Consider the following 26,652-nt stretch of genomic DNA (forward strand, 5'->3'; position numbering starts at 1 on the left):
ATCCTGCCTGGATCAGATTTTTAGCTGATCCATCAGCTCCGTTTCCAGTCGGATGCGGCTGCCACTCTCGTTGAGGTCGCCGCCGCTGATCAGGAATACGTCTTCGGCCCGCTCGCCGAGCGTGGTGATCTTGGCGGTATGCAGGTTGGCGTGGTGTTCGGCCAGGATGTTGGCGACGGCGTAGAGCAGGCCGGGGCGGTCGGCGGCGATCAGTGACAAGATGAAATGCGTGCCGCGCTCGTCGCTGCGGATGCTGGCTTCCGGCTTGATCGGGAAGTGCTTGACCTGGCGCGACAGGCGCCCGGCCGACGGCGCTTCCGGCGGTGTCTGGTGCACCAGGCGATGCTCCAGTTCGTGTTCGATGTAGGCCACCATCTCGCGATTGTTGTCGCGTTTTTCAATGTCGAGCACGACAAAGCTGTCCAGCGCGTAGCCGTGGGCGGTGGTGTGGATCTTGGCATCGACGATGCTGTAGCCGGCGCGCGCGAAGAAGCCGACGATGCGGGCGAAGAGGTCGGGCTGATCCTGCGTATAGACCATCACCTGCAGGCCTTCGCCATCCTGGTGCAGGCGGGCGCGGACCACCGGCTGGTTGTTGAAGATCCGGTAATGCAGCGAGCGCGTGTGCCAGGCGATTTCCTCGGCCGAGTGGCGCAGGAAATAGACCATGTCGAGCTGTTTCCACAGCCGTTCGTGGACGGTGTCGGAAAGCGCGAAGAAACGCAGCAGGCGCATCGCCTCGGCCTGACGTTCGGCGATGATGCCATGCGGGGCCGGCGCCTCCTCCTGCCCGAGATAGTGCTGGGTCTGGAAGAAAAGGTCGGCCAGCAGCTTGCCTTTCCACTGGTTCCAGACTTTCGGGCTGGTGCCGCGGATATCGGCGTGGGTCAGCAGATAAAGGGCCTGCAGGTGGCGCAGGTCGCCGACCAGGCGGCTGAAGTTACTGATCACCTCGGGGTCGGTCAGGTCTTCCTTCTGGGCGACCTGGGACATCACCAGGTGGTTGCGGACTAGCCAGATCACCAGTTCGGTGTCTTCCTCGCTCAGGCCGTGTTCTTCGCAGAAAAGGCGGGCGTCGGCTGTGCCGAGTTCCGAATGATCGCCGCCGCGGCCCTTGGCGATGTCGTGGAAGAGGGCGGCAATATAGAGCAGCCAGGGCTGGTCGAATTCGCTCATGACCCGGGCGCACAGCGGATACTCGTGCGCGAACTCGCTCATCGTGAAGCGGCGGATATTGCGCATCACCTGCAGGATGTGCTGGTCGACGGTGTAGACGTGGAACAGGTCATGCTGCATCTGGCCGACGATGCGGCCGAAATTCGGCAGGTAGGCGCCGAGGATGTCGAGCTGGTTCATCCGGCGGAATTCATGGACGACGCCGCGCGGGCTCTTGAACAGCCGGATGAAGGCCGCCCGATTAGCCGGGTCGGCGCGGAATTCCGGACCGATTCGGTCGCTCGCCCGCCACAGCGCACGCAAGGTGCGGGCAGTCATGCCGTGCAGGTCATGGCTTTCCTGCATGGCCAGAAAGCTGTCGAAAATGGCCGATGGCTTACGTTCGAACAGTTTCTCGTCGCGAATGTCGAGCAGGTTGCCGACCGACTGGAAATCTTCATCCAGCAACTGCGGAATCTGCTCGCTTTCCGGGGAAAGGGCGGCGCCCATGTTCTGCAGCAGGATGGTATTGATCAGTGTCACTGCCTTGGCGTTGCGGTAGTAGACCTGCATCAACTGCTCGGAGGCCCGCCGGGCGTCGGTCGAGACGAAGCCGAAGCGTTCGGCCAGCGTGTTCTGGTAGTCGAAAAGCAGGCGGTCTTCGCGGCGACCGGCCTGCAGGTGCAACCGGATGCGTAGGTGACGCAGAAATTCCTCGCAACTCTCGGCCAGGGTGATGCCTTCACAGGTCAGGATGCCACTCTGGTGCAGTTCGTTCCAGGTGCCACCGTAACCGGCAGCCTTGGCAATCCAGAAAATGACCTGCAGGTCGCGTTGACCGCCGGGCGAGTCCTTGCAGTTCGGTTCCAGGCTGAACGGCGTTTCGTTGAAACGCAGGTAGCGCTCCTGCTGCTCCAGTTTCTTGGCTTCGAAGAAGAGCAACGGGTCGAGGTTGCCGTGCAGGCGCTTTTCGAAAGTGGCAAACAGCTTTTCGTTGCCAGTCAGCAGGCGCGCTTCGAGCAATGCGGTTTGAACCGTGATGTCGTTGCTGGCTTCCTCCAGGCATTCCTGGATGGTGCGCACGCTATGGCCGATTTCGAGGCCGATGTCCCAGAAATGGCCGATCAGCGTTTCCAGCTTTTCCTGCAGGGCCGGACTGGCTTCCTGTGGCAGCAGGATCAGCAGATCAATGTCGGAAGACGGGAACAGTTCACCCCGGCCGTAACCGCCAACGGCGGCCAACGCCAAGGTGGCGGGAAAGTCGAGCGAGGCCCACAGCTTGCACAGGACTTCATCAACGCCAGCGCTACGGGCGCGGAGCAGGGCGCAGGCATCGCCGGTGCGTTCGTACTCCTGCTGCAGTTTGATCTGGCGTTCCTTGACCTCGGCGCGCAGCGCCGCAACATTGCCGACCATCATTTGATCCAGTCAGGTTTTGGACGGCAATTGGCGGACAGGGTCATGACTTCATAGCCGGTCTCGGTCACCAGTATCGTGTGCTCCCACTGCGCCGAAAGGCTGCGGTCCTTGGTGACGATGGTCCAGCCGTCGGCCATTTCGCGAATGGCTGCCTTGCCGGCATTGATCATCGGTTCGATGGTGAACATCATGCCTGGTTCTAGGCGCGGGCCGGTGCCGGCCTTGCCGTAATGCAGGACCTGCGGGTCTTCGTGGAATTTCTTGCCGATGCCGTGGCCGCAGAATTCGCGAACCACCGAGTAGCCATTTTTCTCGGCGTGCTTCTGAATGATGGCACCGATGTCGCCCAGGTAGGCGCCCGGGCGAACGACCGAAATACCCAGCCACATGCACTCGAAGGTGATTTCACACAGACGCTTGGCCTGAATCGAGCCTTCGCCGACGACGAACATCCGGCTGGTGTCGCCGTGGTAACCATCCTTGATCGTCGTGATGTCCAGATTGATGATGTCGCCGTTCTTCAGGGCGCGGTCGCCGGGTACGCCGTGGCAAACCTGCTGGTTGATCGAGGTGCAGATCGATTTTGGATAGGGGTCATATCCGGAGGGCGCGTAATTGAGCGGTGCCGGGATGCAGCCTTGGACATTGACCATCAGGTCGTGACACAGGCGGTCGAGTTCTTCCGTGGTGATGCCGGGTTTCACATAAGGCTCGATATAGTCGAGAACCTCGGCGGCGAGGCGCCCGGCGACGCGCATTTTTTCGATTTCTTCAGGCGTCTTGATCGTGATGCTCATGGCTGTTCTGTTCTGCGTTGGAGAGGGGCAAGGATAAATGATGGCCCCTGTTTCTCAAAGCCGGGCCGAGCGGGGTGGCATACTTGCTGCCTTACCGGTTTTCGATGCAGGAATGGGTGATGAGTATTCTTCTTCTCGGCAAGGATGGTCAGGTCGGTTGGCAGTTACAGCGCTCGCTGGCGCCGCACGGCCAGGTCGCTGCCGTCGGGCGTGCTGCCTGCGATTTATCCGATGCCGATCAGATTCGTTCCCTGGTGCGTGATCTCAAGCCCTCGGTGATCGTCAATGCGGCGGCGTATACTGCGGTGGACAAAGCCGAGTCTGAGGTGGAGAAGGCGTTCCGCATCAATGCCGTGGCGCCCGGCATTCTGGCCGAGGAAGCGGCGCGACTCGGCGCCTTGCTCGTCCATTATTCGACCGACTACGTTTATGATGGCACCAAGGTTACGCCCTATCTGGAAGGCGATCAGACCGGGCCGCTTTCCGCGTACGGCCGCAGCAAATTAGCCGGCGACGAGGCAATTCGTGCGGCCGGCGGCAAGTCGCTGATTTTCCGGACCAGTTGGGTCTTTGGCGTGCGGGGCGACAATTTCATCAAGACCATCCTGCGCCTGGCCCGGGAAAAGGAGGCGCTCGACGTGGTCGCCGATCAGTTCGGTTCGCCGACGCCGGCCGCCTTGGTCGCGACCGTGACCGGCGTGGTGCTGGCCATGGTGCGGCGCGGTCAACTGCTCGAAAAGGGCGAAAACCGGCTTTATCACCTAGCTGCGGCGCGCCCGGTCAGCTGGCATGCCTTTGCGCAGACCATTGTCGGTTTGGCTTCGGCGGCGCCGGGCTTCAATCTTCGTTTGCGGCCGGCGGCGATTCGGCCGATTGCCAGTGGCGAATATCCGAGCGCGGCCCGCCGTCCGTTGAATTCCCGGCTCGACTGCGGCCGTCTCGAAAACGATTTCGGATTGCAGATGCCGGACTGGCAGCCTTATCTCGAGCGCATGCTACAACTGCTCGCACTTAAGCAAAATGGTTACTGAGCCTGCCAACAGGCTTTTTAGTTGCCCGTTCTGCTGCTATAATCCGGCGGTTTTTCTCGGTCATGTCGACCGAAATAGACGGTTGCGTGCTTGATGTGCGCAATCAATCCACACATCCGCCGATTAAGGGTGTTCGCCAGAATTCAATAATGGCGTTCGTTTCCGGCGGGTGGCGGTTCAACCCTTAAGGAGTTTTAGTATGTCCGTTACTATGCGCGAAATGCTGGAGGCTGGTGTTCACTTCGGTCACCAGACTCGTTTCTGGTCCCCCAAGATGGCCCCGTACATCTTCGGTGCTCGCAACAAGATTCACATCGTCAACCTCGAAAAGACCCTGGCCAAGTACAACGAAGCCATGGCTTTCGTGAAGAAGCTGTCGGCCAATCGCGGCAACATCCTCTTCGTCGGTACCAAGCGTCAGGCCCGCGAAATCATCGGCGAAGAAGCTGTTCGCGCCGGTGCGCCGTTCGTTGATCAGCGTTGGTTGGGCGGCATGCTGACCAACTTCAAGACGGTCAAGACCTCGATCAAGCGTCTGAAGGACATGGAGCTGGCTGTTGAAGCCGGTGATCTCGAGCGCATGCCGAAGAAGGAAGCGCTGACCTTCCGTCGCGAACTGGAAAAGCTGCAGAAATCCATCGGCGGCATCAAGGATATGGCTGGTCTGCCGGACGCCATCTTCGTCATCGACGTCGGTTACCACAAGATTGCCATCACCGAAGCTGAAAAGCTCGGTATCCCGGTTATCGGTGTGGTCGATACCAACCACTCCCCGGACGGTGTTGCTTACGTGATCCCGGGTAACGACGACTCTTCCCGTGCTATCCAACTCTACGCCCGCGGTGTGGCCGATGCCATCCTCGAAGGACGTAGCCAGGTGGTTCAGGAAATTGTTGCGGCCGGTGGCGACGACGAATTCGTCGAAGTCCAGGAAGAAGCTGCGCAATAAGGTTGTAACGGCGGAGCGTCAAGCTCCGCCAGTTCTATAAGTTCAGGAGATTGAGTATGGCGGCAATTACCGCAGGCATGGTGGCAGAACTGCGCGGCAAGACCGATGCGCCCATGATGGAATGCAAGAAGGCCCTGACCGAAGCCGATGGCGACATGGCCAAGGCTGAGGAAATCCTCCGCGTCAAGCTGGGTAACAAGGCCTCCAAGGCTGCTGCTCGGATCGCAGCGGAAGGCATCGTTGCAATCAGCATTTCGGCTGACGGCAAGACCGGTGCCATGATCGAAGTCAATAGCGAAACCGACTTCGTTGCCAAGAACGACGAATTCATTGCGCTGGCCAACGGCTCTGCCGCACTGGTCGCCGCCAATAACCCGGCTGACGTCGCTGCGCTGTCGGCGCTGCCGATGGGCGAAGGCACGGTCGAGTCGACCCGTTCGGCACTGATCGGCAAGATCGGCGAGAACATGACCATCCGTCGTTTCGTCCGCTTCGAAGCCAAGGGCAAGCTGCAGTCCTACATCCACGGTGGTGCCAAGGTTGGCGTTGTGGTCGACCTGGTTGGTGGCGACGAGCAACTGGGCAAGGATCTGGCGATGCACATTGCCGCTTCCAAGCCGAAGGCGCTGGACGCTTCCGGTGTTTCCGCCGAATTGCTCGATACCGAGCGTCGCGTCGCCATCGAGAAGGCCCGGGCTGACAACAAGCCGGAAGCTATGCTCGAGAAGATCGCCGAAGGCACCGTTCAGAAGTATCTGAAGGATGTCACCCTGCTGGCTCAGGTCTTCGTCAAGGCTGAAGACGGCAAGCAAACCATCGAGCAACTGCTGAAAGCCAAGGGCGCTTCCGTCGCCAGCTTCTGCCTGTTCCTGGTTGGCGAAGGCATCGAGAAGAAGGTTGACGACTTCGCTGCTGAAGTAGCCGCCCAGGCTGCTGCCGCTGCTGCCAAGAAGTAATCAAGCAAGGAAAAGACCGATGACTACACCCAAATACAAGCGCATTCTCTTGAAGCTTTCCGGCGAGGCCTTGATGGGCTCGGATGCTTATGGCATCAATCCGCAGACCATTGCGGGCATTTGCGGAGAGGTCAAGGCAGTCGCTGATCTGGGTGTGGAAATCGGTGTCGTGATCGGCGGTGGCAATATCTTCCGCGGTATGGCCGGTACGGCCACCGGGATGGATCGCGCCACCGCGGATTACATGGGCATGCTGGCCACGGTGATGAATGCCATGGCGCTGTCCGATGCGATGCGTCAGTGCGGCCTGAATGCCCGGGTGCAATCAGCCCTGAATATCGAGCAGGTCATCGAGCCGTACATTCGCGGCAAGGCGATTCGCTATCTCGAAGAAGGCAAGGTCGTTATTTTTGGTGCCGGTACCGGTAACCCCTTCTTCACCACCGATACTGCAGCGGCTCTGCGCGGTTCGGAAATCGGGGCCGAAATCGTTCTTAAGGCGACCAAAGTCGATGGTATCTACACGGCTGACCCGAAAAAGGATCCGTCGGCGACCCGTTTTGACAAGATCAGCTTCAACGAGGCGATCTCCAGAAATCTGGCGGTCATGGATGCGACCGCCTTCGCGCTCTGTCGCGATCAAAAATTGCCGATCAACGTGTTTTCCATCTTCAAGGCCGGCGCGCTGAAGCGCGTGGTCTGTGGCGAGGATGAAGGCACGCTGGTCTATTGCTGAGGAAAACACGAGATGATTCCAGAACTCAAAAAAACTGCCGAAAGCAAAATGCAGAAGACGCTGGATGCGTTGAAGAACGATCTCCAGAAAATCCGTACCGGCCGTGCTCATATTGGCCTGCTTGACCATGTTCAGGTGGATTACTACGGTTCGATGGTGCCGGTGAATCAGGTGGCGAACATAACCCTGGTTGATGCCCGGACGATCGGTGTGCAGCCTTGGGAAAAGCCCATGTTGCAAAAGGTCGAGAAGGCGATTCGTGATTGTGATCTCGGCCTTAATCCGGCATCGCAGGGTGACCTGATCCGTGTGCCGATGCCTGCGCTGACCGAAGAGCGTCGCAAGGAAATGATCAAAGTCGTCAAGAATGAAGGCGAGGGGGCCAAGGTTGCCATCCGCAATCTGCGGCGCGACGCCAACACCCACCTCAAGGATGCGCTCAAGAAGGGCGAGATTCCCGAGGACGACGAGCGCCGGGCACAGGACGAAGTTCAGAAGCTGACCGATAAATTCATCGTCGAAGTCGACAAGATGCTCGCCGCGAAAGAGGCCGAGCTGATGCAGGTTTGAACGCCGTTTGACGCGGATTCACCGCTGAATGGCGATTTTCTCCAGCTCAACACGCCAGGTTCCCGATGCGGCGGCCGTGCCCAGGCACGTCGCCGTTATCATGGATGGCAACGGCCGCTGGGCCAAAAAACGTTTCATGCCACGCGTCGCCGGTCATGTCAAAGGCGTCGAACTGGTTCGCGAAATGGTTCGTGCCTGCCTTGAGCGCGGGATTTCCTACCTGACCCTTTTTGCATTTTCCTCGGAAAACTGGCGTCGACCGCAAGAAGAGGTTAGTCTGCTGATGCAGCTCTTCGTCAAAGCGCTTGAGCAGGAAGTGGACAAGCTTGATCGCAACGGTGTGCGCCTGCGCATCATCGGCGATCTGTCGCGCTTCGACAGTCGTTTGCAGCAGTTGATTCGCGATGCGGAGAACCGGACGGCCGGCAATACCCGCCTTGATCTGACCATTGCCGCCAATTACGGCGGACGCTGGGACATCATGCAGGCAGTCAACCAAATGCTGGCGGCGCAGCCGGATAAGCGGGAAGGGTGGAGCGAGTCCGATCTCGATCCTTACCTGTCGATGAACTATGCGCCGGAGCCCGATCTGTTCATTCGTACCGGTGGCGAGGAGCGGATCAGTAATTTCCTGCTCTGGCAACTGGCCTATACGGAACTGTATTTCACTCCAACGCTGTGGCCTGATTTCGATACGGCCGAATTCGGCAAGGCGATTACCTCGTATCAGCAACGTGAACGGCGGTTCGGGCGAACCAGCGAGCAACTATCGGAAAAATCGAATGCTTAAGACGCGCGTCATCACGGCGCTCGTTTTGCTGGCCCTGCTCTTACCCAGTCTTTTTCTTTTGCCGCAGGCCTACTGGGCGATCCTGGTTGCGGCCTTTATCGGTGTCGCGGCTTGGGAGTGGGGTGCCCTGCTCCGCTGGTCGGAGGCTTCGCGGCGTCTGCTCGGTGGCTTAACGGCGCTGATTTGCGTCGTTCTGGCCCAGCTTGATCCGGCAGCAATCGGCGCCGGCGCGCTCTTCGAGCCGGCGGTGCATTGGGTGCTTGTCTTTTACGGGGCAGCCGCCGTGTTCTGGTGTCTCGTGATGCCGTTCTGGCTGCAAAAGAAGTGGTCCTTGGATGGCGGTGTGCTAGGCGTTGCGGTCGGATCCGTCGTGCTCTTGCCGACTTGGCTGGCCATGGTGCAACTGCGTGCATTGGGCCCCTGTGTTCTGCTCGCCATTTTTGCCGTGGTCTGGATGGCTGATATTGCCGCCTATTTTTCCGGCAAGGCATTTGGCAAGCACAAGCTGGCGCCGGCAATCAGTCCGGGCAAAACCTGGGAAGGGGCGGTCGGGGCCGGTGTCGGGGTCGTGATCTACGGTCTGCTCATTCGTCTCGCTTTTCAGCTTGATACCCCGTCGCTTGTGCTCTGGGTGGTGATGCTGCTCGCCGTTACTGCCGTCAGCATTATTGGTGATCTTTACGAGTCCTTGCTCAAGCGCAAGGCCGGGATCAAGGACAGCAGCAATGTCCTGCCGGGGCATGGCGGCGTGCTTGACCGTATCGACAGTCTGACCTCGACTCTGCCTGTTGTTGCCTTGCTGCTTACCGTTTATCGGCCTTGAATAAATTGCAGAACATCACCGTATTAGGTTCAACAGGGTCGATCGGGGTCAGTACGCTCGACGTTATTCGTCGTCATCCCGAGCGCTATCGGGTCTTCGCGTTATGCGCCCATAGCCAGCTCGAAAAGCTGTTTGAGCAGTGTTGCGAATTCAGGCCGCGCTTTGCAGTGTTGCGTGATGCACCGTTGGCAGCCCAGTTGGCGGAGCGCTGCCGTGCGGCGGGGGTGGATACCGAAGTTCGCCACGGCATTGAAGCTCTGATCGAATTGTCTTCACTGCCCGAGGTTGATGCAGTGATGGCCGCGATTGTCGGTGCAGCCGGTCTGGAGCCGACATTGGCCGCCGCCCGGGCGGGCAAGAAGGTGATGCTGGCCAACAAGGAAGTCCTGGTGATGGCCGGCGAATTGTTCATGCGCGCCATCCGCGAATCCGGTGCCTCGCTGCTGCCGGTCGATAGCGAACACAATGCGATTTTCCAGGCTTTGCCGACGGATTTTGCGCGTGGCTTGACGGCCTGCGGCGTGCGTCGAATCCTGTTGACCGCTTCCGGCGGACCATTCCGGAATACGCCGCTTGCCGACCTGCAGGGAGTGACCCCGGAAGCCGCTTGCGCCCATCCCAACTGGGTGATGGGACGAAAAATTTCTGTCGACTCGGCAACCATGATGAACAAGGGGCTTGAGGTCATCGAGGCGCATTGGCTGTTTGCCGCACCGCCCGAACAGATTCAGGTCGTCGTTCACCCGCAGAGCGTGATTCACTCGGCGGTTGATTACGCCGATGGTTCGGTTCTCGCCCAACTGGGGAATCCGGACATGCGGACGCCGATCGCCTATGCGCTGGCCTATCCAGAGCGGGTCGAAGCCGGTGTCGAGCCGCTCGATCTGTTCAAAATTGGGCGCCTGGAGTTTTTCGAGCCAGATTTTGTGCGTTTTCGCTGCTTGCAACTGGCTTACGATGTCTTGCATCAGGGTGGAACGGCGCCGGCCATTCTCAATGCCGCCAATGAAGTTGCCGTGGCCGCCTTCCTTGACCGGCAGTTGCCATTTCTGGGCATTGCCCGCTTGAACGAGGAAGTCTTGTCCAAGGTGCAGGCCGGGCCGGAGGGCAGTCTGGCCGATGTGCTGGCTGCCGATGCAGATGCCCGTCAGGTGGCAAACCGCTTGATCAAGGAATGTCGTTTCGCGTGAGCGGCCTGGCCTTCTATCTCGCTGCTTTTCTGGTCGTGCTCTGTGTACTCATCGTAGTGCACGAACTTGGTCACTACTTGGCGGCGAGATATTGCGATGTCAAGGTTTTGCGTTTCTCTGTCGGTTTCGGGCGGGTACTCTGGCAGCGGCGTGTTGGGCGTGACCAGACGGAATGGGCGCTTGGCCTTTTCCCGCTGGGCGGTTACGTCAAGATGCTCGACGAGCGAGAGGGGGCAGTGGATGCAAGCGAGCTTCATCGTGCCTTTAATCGAAAGTCGGTTGGGCAGCGCAGCCTGATTGTCGCGGCGGGGCCGCTGGCAAATTTCATCCTGGCCATCCTGCTGTTCTGGGGTGTTTTCATGTACGGCGGCAACGAGCTGTTGCCGATTCTTGGTACGCCAGCCGCGGGGTCGCCGGCGGCGGCAGCCGGTATCGCCAACGGTGAGCAGGTGCGAGCGGTGGATGGGCAGGCGGTAGAGACCTGGAATGACTTTCGCTGGTTGATCCTACAGAAGGCGGTCGCCAAGGAAAGCGTCGATCTCGAGCTGATCAACGAATCGAGGGAAATTGCACTGCGTCGCCTTCATTTGAAAGCTGCTGGAGAGCAGGGCTGGGAAGGCGATGCGCTGCAACGTTTGGGGCTTGCGTTCTTTCGGCCGAACATTCCGGCAGTGGTCGGTAAGCTGGTTGGTGGTGGTCCCGGCGAGCGCGCTGGTTTGCAGGTTGGCGATCTGGTGCGTGCGATCAATGGCGCGGCGGTTTCAACCTGGCAGGATCTGGTCATCCGGGTTCGCGATTCGGCCGGCCAGAGCCTGCGCCTGGAAGTCCTCCGTCAAGGTGCTATTGCGACGGTTGACGTTGTTCCGGAAGCGGTTTCCGAGCGTGGCCGGAGTGTTGGCAAGATCGGCGTGGCCGTCGCCGAGAGCAGCGATACGCAGCGTGAACTGTATACTTTCGTGCGCTACGGTTTTTTCGAGGCCGGCGGCAAGGCGCTGGAGGAAACCTGGGATAAGTCCGTTTTCAGCCTGGTCATGCTCGGTAAAATGCTGACTGGCGAAGTCTCGTGGAAAAACCTGTCAGGGCCGGTGACGATTGCCGATTATGCCGGGCAGTCAGCCCGCCTCGGTGTGGACTACTACATCAAGTTCATGGCGCTGGTCAGCATCAGTCTGGGCGTGCTGAATCTGCTCCCCATCCCGGTTCTGGACGGTGGGCATTTGATGTATCATATGATTGAAGTCGTCAGACGGCGCCCGCTTTCCGAGCGGGCCATGGAGATTGGGCAGCAGATAGGTTTGTCCATTCTTTTTATTCTGATGGCTTTCGCCTTTTTTAACGACATAAATCGCCTGATTTCCGGCTGAATGATGAAAAAATCCCTGTTGTCAGTCTTGGTTGCCGGCCTTTTCGCCGTGCCTGCGTTGGCCTTTGAGCCATTCGTGGTCAAGGATATTCGTGTAGAGGGGATCCAGCGCACCGAAGCAGGAACTGTCTTCAGCTATTTGCCGGTCAAGGTCGGCGATACCTTGGACGATGAAAAGGCTGCGCAGTCGATCAAGGCGCTGTTCGCTACCGGTTTCTTCAAAGATGTCCGCGTCGAGGTCGACCGGGATGTCATGGTAATCGTCGTGCAGGAGCGCCCGGCCATTGCCAAGGTCGACTTCGTCGGCATGAAGGAATTTGAGAAAGACGTCATCGTCAAGGCCCTGAAAGAGACGGGGATTGCCGAAGGGCGGATTTTTGACCGTGCTCTGCTGGAAAAGGCCGAGCAGGAATTGAAGCGCCAATACCTGACGCGCGGCAAGTACGGTGTCAATATTACAACGACGGTGACGCCGCTGGAGCGCAACCGGGTCGGCGTCAATTTCAACGTCGAAGAGGGTGCGGCAGCCAAGATCAAGCAGATCAATATCGTTGGTGCCAAGGCTTACAAGGAAAAAGAGCTGCTCAGCCAGTTGGAGCTGACGACGCCTGGTTGGCTGACGTGGTACACCAAGAATGATCAGTATTCCCGACAAAAGCTTTCGGCTGACCTGGAAAAGCTGAAATCCTTCTACATGAATCAGGGCTACCTGGAATTTGCCGTCGAGTCGACTCAGGTTTCCATTTCTTCGGACAAGCAGGATGTCTATATCACCGTCAATGTGACTGAAGGTGAGCGTTACCAGGTTTCCTCCGTCAAGCTTGCTGGGGATTTCACCATCTCCGAGCCAGAGCTGCGGAAGCTGGTTCAGGTCAAAGCGGGGGATGTCTTCTCGCGCGAACGCCTCAATGACTCTACCAAGGCGATCAGCGAGCGATTGGGCAAGGAGGGTTATGCCTTTGCCAACGTCAATGCAGCGCCGGAAATCGATAAGGAGAAGCGCAAGGTAGCCTTCACCATTTTTGTCGATCCAGGAAAACGGGTTTACGTGCGGCGGATTAACGTTACCGGCAACACGAAAACGCGCGACGAGGTCATTCGGCGTGAACTGCGCCAGATGGAAGGTGGCTGGTATGACGCTGACCGTGTTGCCGCTTCCAAGCTGCGTCTCGATAAAGTCGGCTACTTTACCGAAGTAGCTGTCGAAACACCTGCCGTTCCGGGAACGGCCGATCAGCTTGATGTTAACCTCAAGGTGACTGAAAAGCCGACCGGCAACCTGATGCTTGGTGTGGGTACCTCCAGCACGGACAAGGTCATCCTGTCCGGCTCGATTGCCCAGAACAACTTCATGGGTAGTGGCAACAATGTGGCTATCCAGGTCAATTCTGCCAAGTCTTATCGGACTTATTCCTTTTCTTATACCAATCCGTACTTTACGACGGATGGTATAAGCCAGGGCTTCGATGTTTACCACCGTACGGTGAATACCAGTTCAACGACGCTGGCTTATTACACCTCGGCTTCGACTGGTGGTGGTATTCGCTTTGGTTTCCCGATCGGAGAAAAGGAGTCGCTGAGTTTTGGTGCTGGCCTTGATTCGACGGATATTACGACTTACGACGATAGCCCTCAGTATTACAAGGACTTCGTTAACCAGTATGGTAATAAGAATCTGACTATTCCAATATCGGCAAACTGGGTGAGCGATGGCAAGGACAGCTATTTCTTCCCGACCCGAGGGACCTTTCAGAAGGCCGGTATTGAGGTTGCCATTCCAGGTGGTGATTTAACCTACTACCGTGCTAGTTATCAATTGCAACAATATTTCCCGTTGAACTCCAAGTTCACTTTGATGTTGAATGGCGAGGTGGGATATGCTGATGGCTATAGCGGTGACGGTTTGCCGTTCTACAAGAATTTTTATGCGGGCGGGGTGACTTCGGTCCGTGGCTACAAGGCTTCCAGCCTTGGGCCGATCACGAATTCTGATGGGACCGATTATCGTATCGGTGGTAATCGTCGTGTAATTGCCAATGCCGAACTGCTTTGGGGTATTCCAGGGATGGAGAAGAGCTTCCGTATGGGGTGGTTCTTCGATGCCGGTCAGGTTTATGGCCAGGGTGAAAAGATGGATCTTGGTGAGCTTCGTTATTCGACGGGCCTCTCTGCGGCATGGATTTCACCGGTTGGTCCGCTCAAGTTCAGTTATGGTATGCCGCTCAACAAGCAGGATACCGATAAAACCGAGTCCTTTCAGTTCCAGTTGGGCACCACATTTTGATTTGGGAGTGTCATGTTGAAAATTAAGTCTATTGTTCTCGCTTCGTTGTTGTCTGCACTGTTTGTGACCGGTGCTGTTGCTGCCGAGTTGAAGGTTGGTTACGTCAATACCCAGCGTATTTTCCGTGATGCGCCGGCAGCTCAGAAGGCTGCCAAGAAGCTTGAAGGCGAGTTTGCCAAGCGCGATCAGGATTTGCAGCGCATGGCCAAGCAGTTGCAGGGGCTGCAGGAGAATCTGGAGAAGAACTCCGTGACGATGGCTGAAAGCGACCGTCGGGCCAAGGAGAAGGAATTCGGCGAGTTGTCGCGCGAATTCCAGCGCAAGCAGCGCGAGTTCCGTGAAGATCTGAACCTGCGTCAGAACGAGGAAAATGCGGCGGTGATCGAGAAGGCCAACAAGGCCATCAAGCAGATTGCCGAATCCGACAAGTATGACCTGATTCTTCAGGATGTCGTCTGGGTCAGCCCCAAGCTGGACATCACCGATCGCGTGATCAAGGCCCTCGCCGAAGGCAAATAATGCCTGCCGCAGCGGGTGTTGTGCTCTCGCTGTCCGATATCGCCGCCCTTCTGGGCGGCGATGTGCTTGGCGATGCCAAAACGCAGATTCGACAGGTAGCAACGCTGGCTTCGGCTGGTGAAGGGGAGATTGGTTTTCTCGCCAATCTGAAATACAAAAGCCAGTTGCTGACGACACGGGCCTCGGCCGTCATCGTTGGGCCGGATTTTGCCGATGCGCTCGATTTGCCGCGGATCGTGACGCGAAATCCGTATGCTTACTACGCTCGACTAGCGACTCTGCTGAATCCGCGGGTTGCGACTGTTGCCGGTGTTCATCCGACGGCATCTTGTGCCTCGGAGATACCGGCCGGTGTCAGTGTCGGGGCGAATGCCAGTATTGGCGTCGGGGTAGTCCTCGGCGATTCAGTGGTCATTCATCCCGGCTGCGTGATTGGCGATGGCGTCAGTATTGGTGCCGGCAGTGTGTTGTACCCCAATGTCACTATCTATGCCGGTTGTTCGATTGGTCGTAACGCCATTCTCCATTCTGGCGTCGTGATCGGCGCCGATGGTTTTGGCTTTGCGCCAGACCAGGGGCAATGGGTCAAGATTCCGCAGATTGGCCGTGTAGTGATTGGTGACGATGTTGAAATCGGGGCCAGTACGACGGTTGACCGCGGGGCTCTCGACGATACGGTGATTGGCGATGGCTGCAAGCTCGATAACCAGATCCAGGTCGGCCATAACTGCGTCATTGGTAAAAATTGCGTTGTGGCGGCTTGTGCAGCAATTGCCGGTAGCGTCGAACTGAAGGATAACGTGATCGTCGGTGGGGCAGCGATGATTGCCGGGCACGTGACGATTGCTTCCGGCGCCGTCATTTCCGGCGGCTCGTTGGTCATGAAGAATATTACCCGGCCGGGGCAATACACCAGCGTTTTTCCGCTGGAAGAACATAGTCATTGGTTGCACAACGCCGCCCAGATTCGCCACTTGGCGAAGCTGGCCGAGCGTGTTTCCGAACTTGAGAAAAAACTTAAAAATACGGATATAGAGGGTTGATTAAATGGATATTCACGAAATTCTCGAACACTTGCCGCACCGCTATCCCTTCCTGCTCGTCGATCGCGTGCTTGAAGTTGAACCGGGCAAGTCGATCCACGCCTACAAAAACATCACGATGAACGAGCCGTACTTCGTCGGCCACTTTCCGCACCATCCGGTGATGCCTGGCGTGCTGATCATGGAAGCCCTGGCCCAGGCGGCCGGCATCCTGTCGTTCAAGACCATGGACTCGAAGCCGGATCCCAATTCGGTGTTCTACTTCGTCGGTATCGACGACTGCCGCTTCAAGAAGCCGGTCATGCCGGGCGACCAGTTGCACCTGCATGTCGAGATCGTCCGCAACATGCGCGGCATCTGGAAGTACAAGGCGGAAGCCCGGGTCGATGGCCAGATCGTGGCCGAAGCCAATCTGATGTGCGCCAAGCGGGACGTCTGAGATGATTCATCCGACTGCCATTATCGATCCGGGTGCCAAGATCGGCGCCAATGTCGAGATCGGCCCGTATTCAATCATCGGTCCGCACGTCGAGATCGGGGATAACACCAAGATCGGTCCGCATGTCGTCATCAAGGGACACACCCGGATTGGTCGCGACAACCAGATTTTCCAGTTCTGCTCGCTCGGTGAAGTCCCGCAGGATAAGAAATACGCTGGTGAGCCGACGCGTCTGGAAATTGGTGATCGGAACACGATCCGCGAATTTTGCACCTTCAATCTGGGGACGATCCAGGATGCCGGCGTCACTAGGGTTGGTGACGATAACTGGATCATGGCCTACGTGCATATCGCCCACGATTGTCAGGTTGGCAACAAAGTCACTTTTGCCAACAACGCTTCGCTGGCAGGCCACGTTGTCGTCGATGACTGGGCCATCCTCGGCGGCTTCACCGGTGTGCACCAGTTTTGCCGGATCGGCGCCCATGTCATGACGGCGGTCAGTACCGTGATCCTGCAGGACGTGCCGCCTTACCTGATGGCGGCTGGCAACACCGCGCAGCCCTACGGCATCAATGTCGAGGGCCTGAAACGGCGCGGCTTCACCTCAGAGGCGCTGACTTCATTGAAGCGTGCCTATCGCACGCTCTACAAGTCCGGGCTGTTGCTGGAAGAGGCCAAGGGCAAACTGGCGGAAGATGCCAAGACCCAGCCGGACGTTCAGCGCTTCGTTGATTTCCTGGAAATGTCCAAGCGCGGCATCATCCGCTGATGGGAAACGCAGTACGGATTGCGATGGTGGCAGGAGAGGCCTCCGGGGATCTCCTGGCCAGCCATTTGATTGCGGCCCTCAAGGCGCGCTTGCCCGACGCCGTGTTCTACGGCATCGGCGGACCGCGCATGGAAGCGCAGGGCTTCGATGCCTGGTGGCCGATGGAGAAACTGGCGGTGATGGGCTACGTCGATGCTCTCAAGCATTACCGCGAGATTGCCGGGATTCGCCGCCAACTGAAGAAGCGCCTGCTCGACATCCGGCCGGACATCTTCATCGGGGTCGATGCGCCCGATTTCAACCTGGGGCTGGAAACCGACCTCAAGTCGGCCGGCGTCAAGACCATCCATTACGTCAGCCCGTCGATCTGGGCCTGGCGTGGGGGGCGGATCAAGAAGATCGCCCGGGCGGTCAACCGCGTGCTGGCGCTGTTTCCGATGGAGCCGCCGCTCTACGAGAAGGAGCGGATTCCGGTGACCTACGTCGGGCATCCACTGGCCGACATCATTCCGCTCGAAACCAACAAGCTGGCGGTCCGCGAGAAGCTGGCCTTGCCGCGTGATTACCCGATCTTTGCCTTGCTGCCGGGCAGTCGTCAGGGGGAACTGGCGATGATGGCCGAAACCTTCGTCCAGACTGCCAAGCTCATCCGCGAGCGCTACCTGCCGAATGCGCTGTTCGTGGTGCCGCTGACTACACGTGAAACACGTCTGCAGTTCGAGATGGCGATCTACACCCAGCAGGCGGGCGAGGTGCCGTTCCGGCTGTTGTTCGGGCATGCCCAGGATGCGCTCGGGGCGGCCGACGTCTCGCTGGTGGCGAGCGGCACGGCAACACTGGAAGCAGCGCTGATCAAGCGGCCGATGGTGATCACCTACAAGATCGCCAAGCTGTCGTACTGGATCATGAAGCGGATGGCCTACCAGCCGTTCGTCGGCCTGCCCAATGTGCTGGCCGGCCGCGAAGTGGTGCCGGAAATCCTGCAGGATCAGGCGACGCCGGAAAACCTGGCGGAAGCACTGGTCAAGCTCTATGAGGACAAGGAAAACGCCGAGGTCGTTGCCGACGTGTTTACCGAGATCCATTACCGCTTGCGTCAGAACACCGCCGAGAAGGCCGCCAATGCGGTCATCGAATGTCTGAACTGATCATCCCGCCAGGCCTGGTCTGCGGCGTGGACGAAGCCGGGCGCGGGCCGCTGGCCGGTACGGTGGTGGCGGCGGCGGTGATTCTCGATCCCTTGCGGCCGATTGCCGGTCTCAACGACTCCAAGAAACTCAGCGAGAAGAAGCGCGACGCGCTGGCCGTACTGATTCGCGAGCGGGCGGTGGCCTGGGCCGTGGCCTCGGCCTCGGTCGAGGAAATCGACCGCCTGAATATCCTGCACGCCAGCATGCTGGCCATGCAGCGAGCGGTCGCCGCCTTGTCGGTGCGGCCGACCAGTGCGCTGATCGATGGCAACCGCTGTCCACAACTGGATATTCCCAGTGAAGCTGTGGTCAAGGGCGACGGCAAGATTGCTTCGATCGCCGCCGCCTCGATCCTCGCCAAGACGGTGCGCGATGCCGAGATGCTGGCCTTGCATGCGCAGTACCCGATGTACGGTTTCGACCGCCACATGGGTTACCCGACGGCGGCGCATTGCGCCGCACTGGCGGAACATGGTGCCTCGCCGGTGCATCGCCGCAGTTTCGGGCCGGTCGCCAGGCAACTGGCGCTGTTATGAAGCTGATCCAGTCGCGCGACAACGCCTTTTTCAAGGCGCTGAAACGGCTGGCCGAATCGGGGCGCGAGCGCCGCAAAACCGGCAAGACGCTGCTCGACGGCGTGCACCTGGTCGAGGCTTACGAGGCGGCATTCGGCGCCGTCGAAACCTTGGTCGTTGCCGAATCGGCATTGGCAGGCGGTGAAGTGGCCCGCTTCGTCGAAGGGCGCGATGCGGTGCTATTGGCCGATGTGCTGATGCGCGAGCTTGGCTTGGTCGATACGCCGAGTGGCCTGCTGGCCGTGGCGGCGATGCCGGATTCGTTTGCTGCGGTCGACCTCGAAAAAGAGGCCATTTTGCTCGACGGCGTGCAGGACCCGGGCAACGTCGGGACGCTGCTGCGTACCGCAGCGGCGGCCGGCATCAAGCAGGCGCTGTTGGCGCCGGGCTGTGCCGCCGCTTGGTCGCCGAAAGTCCTGCGCGCCGGGCAGGGCGCTCATTTCGCCCTGGCCATTCATGAGGACGCCGATCTGGCCGGCTTCATGGCGGCTTACCGGGGAACGACGGCGGTGACCTGTCTGGATGGTTCGACCTCGCTGTACGAAGCCGACTGGCAAGGCCCGCTGGCCTGGGTATTCGGGGCCGAGGGGCAGGGCGTCAGCCCGGCGCTGATCGCCGCCGCCCGGCTCAGAATTCGCATTCCGATGCCGGGCGCGGTGGAATCGCTCAATGTCGCAGCCGCAGCCGCCGTCTGCCTGTTCGAGGCGGTGCGCCGCAAACTGGCGTAAGCCCTAGCGCAGCTTCAGTTCCTGCAGGATGGTGGTGGAGATTTCCTCGATCGACTTGGTCGACGAGTCGAGCCAGCGGATGCCTTCGCGGCGCATCATCTTTTCCGCTTCGGCAATCTCGTAACGGCAGTTGGGCAGCGAGGCGTACTTGCTGGCGGCCCTGCGTTCCTCGCGGATCTGCGTCAGGCGTTCCGGCTGGATGGTCAGGCCGAATAGCTTGGGGCGATGCCGTTCCAGTGTGCTGGGCAGGCGGCCGCGATCGAAGTCTTCCGGAATCAGCGGGAAATTCGCTACTTTCAGGCCGAACTGCATGGCCAGATAGAGCGAGGTCGGCGTCTTGCCGCAGCGCGAGACGGCGACCAGGATGACATCGGATTCTTCCAGGTCGCGATCGGTGATGCCGTCGTCGTGGGCTAGCGTGTAGTTGATCGCCTCGATCCGCTTCTTGTAGTCCGAACTGTCCGCCGTGCCGTGCGAACGGCCGACGGTGTGGTTGGACTTCAGGCCGAGCTCGGCTTCGAGCGGGGCGAGGAAGGTTTCGAAGTAGGACAGGCAGAAGGCATCGGCCTGATGCACGATGCTGGCCAGGTCCTGATTGACCAGCGTCGTGAACACGATGGAGCGCATGCCGTCGAGTTCGCCCTGGGCGTTGATGCGGGCGACAGCGTCCTGCGCTTTCTCGATGTTGTCGAGAAATGGAATGCGGATCTGCTTGAACTCGACGTCCTCGAACTGGGTCAGCAGGCTGTGGCCGAGGGCCTCGGCGGTCAGGCCGGTGCCGTCGGAGACGAAAAATACGGTGCGTTTGATGGGATTTGGCATGGGCCGATTTTAACCGCTGTTCCGCAAACCGGAAGCGATGCCATTGATCGACAGGTGGATGCCGCGGGCCAGCCGCTCATCGGTGTCGCCGGCCCGGTGGCGCTTCAGCAACTCGACCTGCAGGTGATTCAGCGGGTCCATGTAGGGCGAGCGCAGTTGCAGCGAACGCTTCAGCATCGGGTTGTCGCCGAGGAAGTCGTCCTGCTCCAGAATGGCCAGCAGGTGCTTTTTGGTCAGCGCCCATTCGGCCGTGATCTGGCTGAAGATGCGCTCGCGCAGCTCGACGTCGCTGACCAGTTCGGCATAGCGTGAGGCGATGGCGAGGTCGGTCTTGGAAAGCACCATGTCCATGTTCGACAGCAGGCTCTTGAAGAAGGGCCAGGCGTGGACCATGCGGCGCAGCGTGGCGAGGCCGTCGGCATTGGCAACCAGATAGCCGTCGACCGCCGCCCCGAAGCCGTACCAGCCGGGCAGCATCAGCCGGCATTGCGCCCAGCTGAAGACCCAGGGAATGGCCCGGAGGTCTTCGATACGGTCGGAAGCCTTGCGCGAAGCCGGGCGGCTGCCGATGTTCAGCGAGGCGATTTCGGACACCACCGTCGACTGGCGGAAATAGGTCGTGAAGCCCGGCGTCTCATAGACCAGGCCGCGATAGGCGTTGAAGGCGCGGGCCGATAACTCGTCCATCACGGGGTGAAACTGCTCGGCCGGCTCGATCTGGTTCTCGTGGTCGGTCAGGCTGGCTTCCAGCGTCGCGGCGAGCAGCACTTCCAGATTGCGGCGGCCGGTGTCCGGGTTGCCGTACTTGGTCGAGATGACTTCGCCCTGTTCGGTCAGGCGGATCTGGCCGGACACGGCACCGGCCGGCTGGGCCAGAATGGCGTGATAGGTCGGGCCGCCACCGCGGCCGACCGAGCCGCCGCGGCCGTGGAACAGGCGCAGGCGGACGCCGTATTGCTGGAAGACGCGGGTCAGCTCGATCTCGGCCTTGTAGAGTTCCCAGCCCGAGGTCAGGAAGCCGCCGTCCTTGTTGCTGTCGGAGTAGCCGAGCATGACTTCATGCTCGTCGCCGCGGCCGGCGATCAGTTCGCGGTAGGCCGGCAACTGGAAGACGCCGGCCATGGTGACGGCGCTCTTCTGCAAGTCTTCGATGGTTTCGAACAGCGGGATGATATTGACGTCGAGACGCGGCGCAGCGCCCGGCAGCAGCAGGCCGGATTCCTTGAGGAGCAGCGCCAGTTCAAGCAGGTCCGAAACGCCGTCGGTCTTCGAGATGATGCAGTTGGGCAGCGCGGCGGCACCGTAGCGCTGGCGCAGCTCGCGGGCGGCGAAGAAGATGGCCAGTTCGCCCTGGGCTTCTTCGGAGTAGCTCAGGTAGGGCGAATAGAGCGGCCGTGGCGTGCTGATTTCCTCGACCAGCAGCTTGATGCGGCCGGCTTCGTCGAGTGCTTCGTAATCCGGGCAGCGGCCGGCCCCGGCCAGCAGTTCGGCGACGCTGCGGGCATGCACTTCCGAGTTCTGGCGGAGGTCGATCGGCGCCAGGTGGAAGCCGAAGACCTGCACGCCGCGCAGCAGGCGGCGCAGACGGCCGCCGGCCAGCGCGGCGCTGCCGTTCAGCTTCAGCGAATTGTTCAGCACCTTGAGGTCGGCGCGCAGCGCTTCCGGCGTCTCGTAGGCGGCGGCATGGCCGATTTCATGGCGGACCGGCTCGAAATGGTCGAGGGCGCGGGCGGTGGCGGCGAGGCGGGCGTAGATGCCGGACAGGGCGCGGCGATAGGGCTCGTCGGCACGCTGCGGCGAATGGTCGGTCGAGTGCTCGGCCAGGGCCAGCAATTCCGGCGTCACCTTGATCAGCAGGTCGGAGAGCGGCAGTTCGCCGCCCAGTTCGTGGATTTCGTCGAGGTAATGGCTGAGGGCGGCGGACGATTGCAGGCGCAGCGCTTCGCGCAGGATCTCGGCAGTGACGAAGGGGTTGCCGTCGCGGTCGCCGCCGATCCAGCTGCCGACGCGGAAGAAGGGCGGCAGGGCCCAGACCTTCTCGGGATAACGCTTCTGCAACTGCTGGGTGGCCTGGATGTAGAGGCGCGGCAGTTCGGTGAAGAAGGTTTCCTTGAAATAGGTGATGCCGTTCTTGACCTCGTCGAGCACCTTCAAACGAACCGGGCGCAGCATCCGCGACTGCCACAGGGTGAGGATGGAATTGGCGATCGCGTGGTCGTTCTCGGCCTCTTCTTCCGGCGTCATCTGCAGGCGTTCGCGCTGGTCGAGCAGGCGGGCCAGGTCGCGGTGATTGCGGATCAGGCTCTGGCGCTGGACTTCGGTCGGGTGCGCGGTGAGCACCGGGGCGACGACGGCGTGGGCGAAGAAGTCGGCGATGGCTTCCGGCGACACTGCTGCGGTCGACAGTGCGTCGAGGGCAAAAATCAGACTGCCTTCGCGCGGCGGCGAGCCGGCCAGGTCGTGGGCGCGGCGCCGGCGGATGTGATGCTCGTCTTCGGCGATGTTGGCCAGTTGCAGGAAGTAGCTGAAGGCGCGGACGACCGATTGCGTCGTGTCGCCCGGCAGCGGGTCGAGCAGCGTGGCGAGTTCGGCGCGGGCGGCCGGGTCGCCGTCGCGGGCGAAACGCACCGCGGTCTGGCGGACGCGCTCGACGATGTCGAAGACGGCTTCGCCTTCCTGCTCGCGCACGGTGTCGCCGAGGATGCGGCCGAGCAGGCGGATATCGGTGCGGAGCGGTTCGTCCTTGTTGGTGTCGTGTGCGCGGTCAGACATTGGGAATCCCATCATGAATGATCCCCGGCCAGGCGGGGATCCTTGGTTGCTTGAAACATCGTTTGCCCGCCGTAGCGGGTCCTGCTGCCGGCCGCTTTAGTGCTTGCGGACGAGCAGCACCGAGGCGTCGGCTATTTTGGCCAGTTGTTCGGCGACCGAGCCCAGAATCAGCGTGGCCAGGCCGCGCTGGCCGTGACGGCCGATGATGATCAGGTCGATGCCCAGTTCCTTGGCCTTGTCGGCGATGGTTTCGGAAACCCGGCGATTGCGCGCTTCGAGGAGCACGGTTTCGGCGTCAACCCCGTCGGCCGACTTGATCGCTTCGTCGAGCAGGGCACGGCCGGCATCGGCAATGGCCTTGATCGCGTTGTCGATGTTCAGCGAGGTGGTGAAGGTGCGGCCGTGCATGCCCATCAGCGTTTCGTCGGCGACGTGGCAGATGTAAAGCTTGGCGCCGCTGGTCTTGGCGATGTGCAGGGCTTCCTTCAGGGCGCAGGCCGAGGTTTCGCTGTCGTCGATGGCAACCAGAATCTTTTTGTACATGGGTCTTCTCCTTGAATTCGTTGGATGGGGCGTACCTTAGCAAGCCACCGGGGTTTTTGCTGTTAGGGAAATCCTCAACATGCGATGTCCTGCGGTCGACTGCATTGTTCGAGCAAATATGCGATCGACTGGTAAGTGCGCCCGGTTTCGGCGGTCAGGCCGATTTCGCAGGTGCGGTTGGTCGACACGCCGCAGCCGCAATTGGCCGGCAGTTCGTCATGAATCTTGCGCAGGGCGTGCTGGTTCAGTTCTGGCACGACGAAGCCGCGGTCGCCGCCGAAGCCGCAGCAATTGACGCCGGCCGGCTCGACGACCTGCTCGACACAGGCGGCGAGCAGCTTCTTCAACTTGCCCTCGCTGCCCGTCCGGCGCACGCTGCAGTTGATGTGCAGGGCGATCGGGCCGGCTTGCTTGGTTAGCTGCAGGCGCGGCAGCAGCGCATCGTGGGCGAATTCGTGGAAGTCGTAGAGCTGCAGGCGGCCGGCCAGGTGCTCGACCATGCGCGCCGTGCAGGCACTGGCGTCCATGATCACCGGGTAGCGGCCGTTGTCGCTGGCCGCCATCAGCGCCGCTTCCAGCGTGTTCGACATCGCTTCGGCTTCTTCGGCCATGCCCTTGCTGGCCAGCATCTGGCCGCAACACAGCTTGTCGAAACCTTCCGGCAGGCGCGGTGCATAGCCGGCACGGATCAGCAGTTCGAGAATGACATCGCCCTGCTGCTTTTCGCCGGCGGTGGCCGGCCCGAAGATGCGGCTGCCGCAAGTCGGGAAATAGACCACCGGGTCGCCCTGGCTGCTGCGCGCAACGGGGGCCTTGCCGGCATGCGGCATGTTCTTCTTCCAGGCGCCGCCGGAAATGCGGCTCAGGAAATTGTCGCCGAGTACGCCGGAAACGGCATGGCCGACACTCAGGCCGAGGCGCGAGGCATTGGCCAGGGTGCCGAAATTGTTGCCGGTCCAGGCGTTGACCGCACGACTGGTGTCGCTCAGCTTGCGGCCGCGCAGGCGGCGGGTCAGGTCGCCGGTGTTGATGCCGACCGGGCAGGCCGTCGAGCACAGGCCGCAGCCGGCGCAGGTGTCGAGGCCCATGTAGGCGTAGTCCTCGCCGATGGCGCCGGCCGGCTGGCCGGCGGCGGCACGACGCGCCAGTTCGCGGACGCTGACGATGCGCTGGCGCGGGCTGAGCGTCAGCCGGTGCGAGGGGCAGAGCGGTTCGCAGAAGCCGCATTCGATGCAGCGGTCGACAATGTCCTCGGCGGCCGGCATCGGCTTCAGGTTTTCGAGGTGGGCCTGCGGGTTGTCGTTGATGATGACGCCGGGGTTGAGCAGGTTGTCCGGGTCGAACAGGCGCTTGATCTTGCGCATCAGTTCGGTCGCTTCCTTTCCCCATTCCAGTTCGACGAAGGGCGCCATGTTGCGGCCGGTGCCGTGCTCGGCCTTCAGCGAGCCATCGTATTTCTTGACCACCAGGTCGCAGACGTCGTCCATCAGGCGGGCGTAGCGGTCGACTTCGGCCTGGTCGCCGAAATCCTGGGTGAACACGAAGTGCAGGTTGCCTTCCAAGGCGTGGCCGAAAATGATCGCCTCGTGGTAGCCGTGGTGACGGAGCAGGGCCTGCAGGTCGAGCGTGGCATCGGCCAGCGACACGATCGGGAAGGCGACGTCCTCGATCAGCACCGTGGTGCCGGTGCGGCGCATGGCACCGACCGATGGGAAGGTGCCTTTACGTACCTTCCAGTACATGTCGCAGGTGGCCGGGTCGGTCGAAAACTGCATCGGCTCGACAGTATTGATGCCAGCCATCGCGGCCTGGACGGCAGCAATCCGTTCATTGATGCCCTCGGCCGTGGCGGCACGGACTTCGATCAGCAGCGCAGCGGCGTCCTCGCCCAGTTCGCGCATGATCGCCGGCAGCCCGGGTTTGTTCTCGACCGAATGCAGGGCAGGGCGGTCGAGCAATTCGACGGCGGCGACCGGCTGCGGTTTGAGGCGGATGACCGCCTCGCAGGCGGTGCGGATGTCGGGGAAGAAAACCAGGGCGCTGGCCTTGAACGGATCTTCGACCACCGTCTGATAGGTGATGCGCGAGATGAAACCGAGCGTGCCTTCGGAGCCGATCATCAGGTGGGCCAGGATGTCGATCGGGTGTTCGTAATCGACCAGCGCGTTCAGGCTGTAACCGGTGGTGTTCTTGATCTTGAACTTGTGGCGGATGCGTTCGGCCAGCCGGGCGTTGTTGCGCGTGTCGCTGCCCAGGCGCTCAAGTTCGCCGAGCAGCACGGCGTGGCTCTTGGTGAAGGCATCGACGCTGAGCGGATCTTCGGTGTCGAGTACGGAACCGTCAGCGAGCATGACGCGCAGGCCGGCCAATGTCCGGTAGCTGTTCTGGGCCGTGCCGCAGCACATGCCGGAAGCGTTGTTGGCGGCGATGCCGCCGATCTTGCAGGCGTTGATCGAGGCCGGATCGGGGCCGATCTTCTTGCCGTGCGGAGCGAGCCGGCGATTCACTTCGCCACCGACGATGCCCGGGCCGACGCGAACCTTGCTGGCGTCCTGGTTCAGTTCGTACGTCGCGAAACCCTCGCCGATCAGGGCAAGGATGCCGTTGGTGATGGCCTGCCCGGAAAGGCTGGTGCCGGCTGCGCGGAAGGTGACCGGGGTGTTGTGTCGCTTGCCTGCGGTCAACACCGTTTTGGCGTCGTTTTCCGTTTCGATGACAGTGATGACCTGCGGAATCAGGCGGTAGAAGCTGGCGTCGGTACCGTAGGCGAGGCGGCGCAGTTCATCGACGATGATTTGCTGTTCGGGCAGGTGCTGGCGGAGGGATTGGATCAGGTCGCTCATTGGATTGTCTCGTGGTGTTTTGCTTCTTGTGCTTGATTTAAGGCTGGGTTCCGCTCTTGCGGGGCGTCTTACTTTCTTTTGCTTCGCCAAAAGAAAGTAAGCAAAGAAAAGGCGACCCCTGATTACGCGGCCGGCTTTGCCGGCTCCCCTGCGCTACTCGATCCTGGCGGGGGCTGCGGAACTCGGCCCGGCGGGCCTCAGACAGTCCTCGCCCTTGATCCGCCAGCATCTGCGTTGCTCGGCGCTTCACAAGGGGGCCCGAAAGGCGTCGCGGTGCTGACGTCAGGGCGCTTTTTTGAGTGCTGCGGTCGACTAAGGAAAAAGGCCCAAAATGGGGCTGGCT

23 protein-coding genes are annotated in these 26,652 nt (G+C 60.5%); 17 read left to right on the forward strand and 6 right to left on the reverse strand.

The window, feature by feature from the left end:
• Nucleotides 1-12: 12 nt before the first annotated feature.
• Both GH663_RS07370 and map read right to left on the reverse strand, forming a co-directional pair.
• Nucleotides 13-2,574, reverse strand: a complete 2,562-nt coding sequence (locus GH663_RS07370; protein ID WP_246181520.1) for a [protein-PII] uridylyltransferase — start codon at nt 2,572-2,574, stop codon at nt 13-15.
• The gene (map, locus tag GH663_RS07375; RefSeq protein WP_153131000.1) at nt 2,571-3,371 is read right to left on the reverse strand and encodes a type I methionyl aminopeptidase; all 801 of its coding nucleotides are present in this window, start codon (nt 3,369-3,371) and stop codon (nt 2,571-2,573) included. Before map ends, GH663_RS07370 begins: the two co-directional genes overlap by 4 nt.
• A 119-nt stretch (nt 3,372-3,490) precedes the next feature.
• Here map and rfbD point away from each other — a divergent pair, with 119 nt between their 5' ends.
• The 17 genes from rfbD (at nt 3,491) to GH663_RS07460 (ending at nt 19,329) form a co-directional block, all read left to right on the forward strand.
• The gene (gene rfbD / locus GH663_RS07380; RefSeq protein ID WP_153131001.1) at nt 3,491-4,402 is read left to right on the forward strand and encodes a dTDP-4-dehydrorhamnose reductase; all 912 of its coding nucleotides are present in this window, start codon (nt 3,491-3,493) and stop codon (nt 4,400-4,402) included.
• Between the two features lie 199 nt (nt 4,403-4,601).
• A complete protein-coding gene (rpsB, locus tag GH663_RS07385; RefSeq protein WP_066879159.1) occupies nt 4,602-5,351 on the forward strand; it encodes a 30S ribosomal protein S2 in 750 nt (249 codons plus the stop codon).
• A 56-nt stretch (nt 5,352-5,407) separates the two neighbouring features.
• The gene (gene tsf / locus GH663_RS07390; protein ID WP_153131002.1) at nt 5,408-6,307 is read left to right on the forward strand and encodes a translation elongation factor Ts; all 900 of its coding nucleotides are present in this window, start codon (nt 5,408-5,410) and stop codon (nt 6,305-6,307) included.
• A 19-nt stretch (nt 6,308-6,326) separates the two neighbouring features.
• Entirely contained in the window at nt 6,327-7,043 is a 717-nt protein-coding gene (pyrH, locus tag GH663_RS07395; protein ID WP_153131003.1) for a UMP kinase, read from the forward strand.
• Between the two features lie 12 nt (nt 7,044-7,055).
• The gene (gene frr, locus GH663_RS07400; protein WP_153131004.1) at nt 7,056-7,613 is read left to right on the forward strand and encodes a ribosome recycling factor; all 558 of its coding nucleotides are present in this window, start codon (nt 7,056-7,058) and stop codon (nt 7,611-7,613) included.
• Between the two features lie 28 nt (nt 7,614-7,641).
• Complete coding sequence (gene uppS / locus GH663_RS07405) at nt 7,642-8,403, forward strand: polyprenyl diphosphate synthase (RefSeq protein ID WP_153131005.1); 762 nt, start codon at nt 7,642-7,644, stop codon at nt 8,401-8,403.
• Nucleotides 8,396-9,226, forward strand: coding sequence for a phosphatidate cytidylyltransferase (locus GH663_RS07410; RefSeq protein ID WP_153131006.1), 831 nt, complete (start codon nt 8,396-8,398; stop codon nt 9,224-9,226). Before uppS ends, GH663_RS07410 begins: the two co-directional genes overlap by 8 nt.
• On the forward strand, nt 9,223-10,416 hold the full coding sequence (gene ispC / locus GH663_RS07415) for a 1-deoxy-D-xylulose-5-phosphate reductoisomerase (protein WP_153131007.1): 1,194 nt from the start codon (nt 9,223-9,225) through the stop codon (nt 10,414-10,416). Before GH663_RS07410 ends, ispC begins: the two co-directional genes overlap by 4 nt.
• Nucleotides 10,413-11,780: an RIP metalloprotease RseP gene (gene rseP / locus GH663_RS07420; RefSeq protein ID WP_246181521.1), complete on the forward strand. Its 1,368-nt coding sequence runs from the start codon at nt 10,413-10,415 to the stop codon at nt 11,778-11,780. The genes ispC and rseP overlap by 4 nt, the downstream gene beginning before the upstream one ends.
• A 3-nt stretch (nt 11,781-11,783) precedes the next feature.
• Nucleotides 11,784-14,063, forward strand: a complete 2,280-nt coding sequence (gene bamA, locus GH663_RS07425) for an outer membrane protein assembly factor BamA (RefSeq protein ID WP_153131162.1) — start codon at nt 11,784-11,786, stop codon at nt 14,061-14,063.
• Nucleotides 14,064-14,075: 12 nt separating this feature from the next.
• Nucleotides 14,076-14,582 (forward strand): OmpH/Skp family outer membrane protein, encoded by a 507-nt coding sequence (locus GH663_RS07430; RefSeq protein WP_205629801.1) that lies wholly within the window; start codon nt 14,076-14,078, stop codon nt 14,580-14,582.
• The gene (gene lpxD, locus GH663_RS07435; RefSeq protein WP_153131009.1) at nt 14,582-15,625 is read left to right on the forward strand and encodes a UDP-3-O-(3-hydroxymyristoyl)glucosamine N-acyltransferase; all 1,044 of its coding nucleotides are present in this window, start codon (nt 14,582-14,584) and stop codon (nt 15,623-15,625) included. Before GH663_RS07430 ends, lpxD begins: the two co-directional genes overlap by 1 nt.
• 4 nt (nt 15,626-15,629) lie before the next feature.
• A complete protein-coding gene (gene fabZ, locus GH663_RS07440; protein WP_153131010.1) occupies nt 15,630-16,064 on the forward strand; it encodes a 3-hydroxyacyl-ACP dehydratase FabZ in 435 nt (144 codons plus the stop codon).
• A gap of 1 nt (nt 16,065) precedes the next feature.
• On the forward strand, nt 16,066-16,836 hold the full coding sequence (lpxA, locus tag GH663_RS07445; RefSeq protein WP_153131011.1) for an acyl-ACP--UDP-N-acetylglucosamine O-acyltransferase: 771 nt from the start codon (nt 16,066-16,068) through the stop codon (nt 16,834-16,836).
• Complete coding sequence (lpxB, locus tag GH663_RS07450) at nt 16,836-17,984, forward strand: lipid-A-disaccharide synthase (RefSeq protein ID WP_066879127.1); 1,149 nt, start codon at nt 16,836-16,838, stop codon at nt 17,982-17,984. The genes lpxA and lpxB overlap by 1 nt, the downstream gene beginning before the upstream one ends.
• Nucleotides 17,972-18,562: a ribonuclease HII gene (rnhB, locus tag GH663_RS07455; protein ID WP_153131012.1), complete on the forward strand. Its 591-nt coding sequence runs from the start codon at nt 17,972-17,974 to the stop codon at nt 18,560-18,562. Before lpxB ends, rnhB begins: the two co-directional genes overlap by 13 nt.
• Nucleotides 18,559-19,329: a TrmH family RNA methyltransferase gene (locus tag GH663_RS07460; RefSeq protein ID WP_153131013.1), complete on the forward strand. Its 771-nt coding sequence runs from the start codon at nt 18,559-18,561 to the stop codon at nt 19,327-19,329. Before rnhB ends, GH663_RS07460 begins: the two co-directional genes overlap by 4 nt.
• Before the next feature lie 3 nt (nt 19,330-19,332).
• On the opposite strand, the gene ppsR is transcribed toward GH663_RS07460, so the two are convergent.
• From ppsR to GH663_RS07480, 4 genes are all read right to left on the reverse strand, one after another.
• The gene (gene ppsR / locus GH663_RS07465) at nt 19,333-20,151 is read right to left on the reverse strand and encodes a posphoenolpyruvate synthetase regulatory kinase/phosphorylase PpsR (protein ID WP_153131014.1); all 819 of its coding nucleotides are present in this window, start codon (nt 20,149-20,151) and stop codon (nt 19,333-19,335) included.
• 9 nt (nt 20,152-20,160) lie between these two features.
• Nucleotides 20,161-22,923, reverse strand: a complete 2,763-nt coding sequence (gene ppc, locus GH663_RS07470) for a phosphoenolpyruvate carboxylase (RefSeq protein WP_153131015.1) — start codon at nt 22,921-22,923, stop codon at nt 20,161-20,163.
• 96 nt (nt 22,924-23,019) lie between these two features.
• Nucleotides 23,020-23,466, reverse strand: coding sequence for a universal stress protein (locus GH663_RS07475; RefSeq protein ID WP_153131016.1), 447 nt, complete (start codon nt 23,464-23,466; stop codon nt 23,020-23,022).
• Between the two features lie 74 nt (nt 23,467-23,540).
• Nucleotides 23,541-26,309: an FAD-binding and (Fe-S)-binding domain-containing protein gene (locus tag GH663_RS07480; protein ID WP_153131017.1), complete on the reverse strand. Its 2,769-nt coding sequence runs from the start codon at nt 26,307-26,309 to the stop codon at nt 23,541-23,543.
• Nucleotides 26,310-26,652 lie beyond the last annotated feature (343 nt).

This window comes from Dechloromonas hortensis (assembly GCF_009469765.1).
Taxonomy (GTDB): domain Bacteria; phylum Pseudomonadota; class Gammaproteobacteria; order Burkholderiales; family Rhodocyclaceae; genus Azonexus; species Azonexus hortensis.

Bases quoted from the DNA above. Each gene is read 5' to 3' on its own strand.
- GH663_RS07370 (WP_246181520.1), bottom strand. From the start codon at position 2,574: ATGATGGTCGGCAATGTTGCGGCGCTGCGCGCCGAGGTCAAGGAACGC.
- map (WP_153131000.1), bottom strand. From the start codon at position 3,371: ATGAGCATCACGATCAAGACGCCTGAAGAAATCGAAAAAATGCGCGTC.
- rfbD (WP_153131001.1), top strand. From the start codon at position 3,491: ATGAGTATTCTTCTTCTCGGCAAGGATGGTCAGGTCGGTTGGCAGTTA.
- rpsB (WP_066879159.1), top strand. From the start codon at position 4,602: ATGTCCGTTACTATGCGCGAAATGCTGGAGGCTGGTGTTCACTTCGGT.
- tsf (WP_153131002.1), top strand. From the start codon at position 5,408: ATGGCGGCAATTACCGCAGGCATGGTGGCAGAACTGCGCGGCAAGACC.
- pyrH (WP_153131003.1), top strand. From the start codon at position 6,327: ATGACTACACCCAAATACAAGCGCATTCTCTTGAAGCTTTCCGGCGAG.
- frr (WP_153131004.1), top strand. From the start codon at position 7,056: ATGATTCCAGAACTCAAAAAAACTGCCGAAAGCAAAATGCAGAAGACG.
- uppS (WP_153131005.1), top strand. From the start codon at position 7,642: ATGGCGATTTTCTCCAGCTCAACACGCCAGGTTCCCGATGCGGCGGCC.
- GH663_RS07410 (WP_153131006.1), top strand. From the start codon at position 8,396: ATGCTTAAGACGCGCGTCATCACGGCGCTCGTTTTGCTGGCCCTGCTC.
- bamA (WP_153131162.1), top strand. From the start codon at position 11,784: ATGAAAAAATCCCTGTTGTCAGTCTTGGTTGCCGGCCTTTTCGCCGTG.
- GH663_RS07430 (WP_205629801.1), top strand. From the start codon at position 14,076: ATGTTGAAAATTAAGTCTATTGTTCTCGCTTCGTTGTTGTCTGCACTG.
- lpxD (WP_153131009.1), top strand. From the start codon at position 14,582: ATGCCTGCCGCAGCGGGTGTTGTGCTCTCGCTGTCCGATATCGCCGCC.
- fabZ (WP_153131010.1), top strand. From the start codon at position 15,630: ATGGATATTCACGAAATTCTCGAACACTTGCCGCACCGCTATCCCTTC.
- lpxA (WP_153131011.1), top strand. From the start codon at position 16,066: ATGATTCATCCGACTGCCATTATCGATCCGGGTGCCAAGATCGGCGCC.
- lpxB (WP_066879127.1), top strand. From the start codon at position 16,836: ATGGGAAACGCAGTACGGATTGCGATGGTGGCAGGAGAGGCCTCCGGG.
- rnhB (WP_153131012.1), top strand. From the start codon at position 17,972: ATGTCTGAACTGATCATCCCGCCAGGCCTGGTCTGCGGCGTGGACGAA.
- GH663_RS07460 (WP_153131013.1), top strand. From the start codon at position 18,559: ATGAAGCTGATCCAGTCGCGCGACAACGCCTTTTTCAAGGCGCTGAAA.
- ppsR (WP_153131014.1), bottom strand. From the start codon at position 20,151: ATGCCAAATCCCATCAAACGCACCGTATTTTTCGTCTCCGACGGCACC.
- ppc (WP_153131015.1), bottom strand. From the start codon at position 22,923: ATGTCTGACCGCGCACACGACACCAACAAGGACGAACCGCTCCGCACC.
- GH663_RS07475 (WP_153131016.1), bottom strand. From the start codon at position 23,466: ATGTACAAAAAGATTCTGGTTGCCATCGACGACAGCGAAACCTCGGCC.
- GH663_RS07480 (WP_153131017.1), bottom strand. From the start codon at position 26,309: ATGAGCGACCTGATCCAATCCCTCCGCCAGCACCTGCCCGAACAGCAA.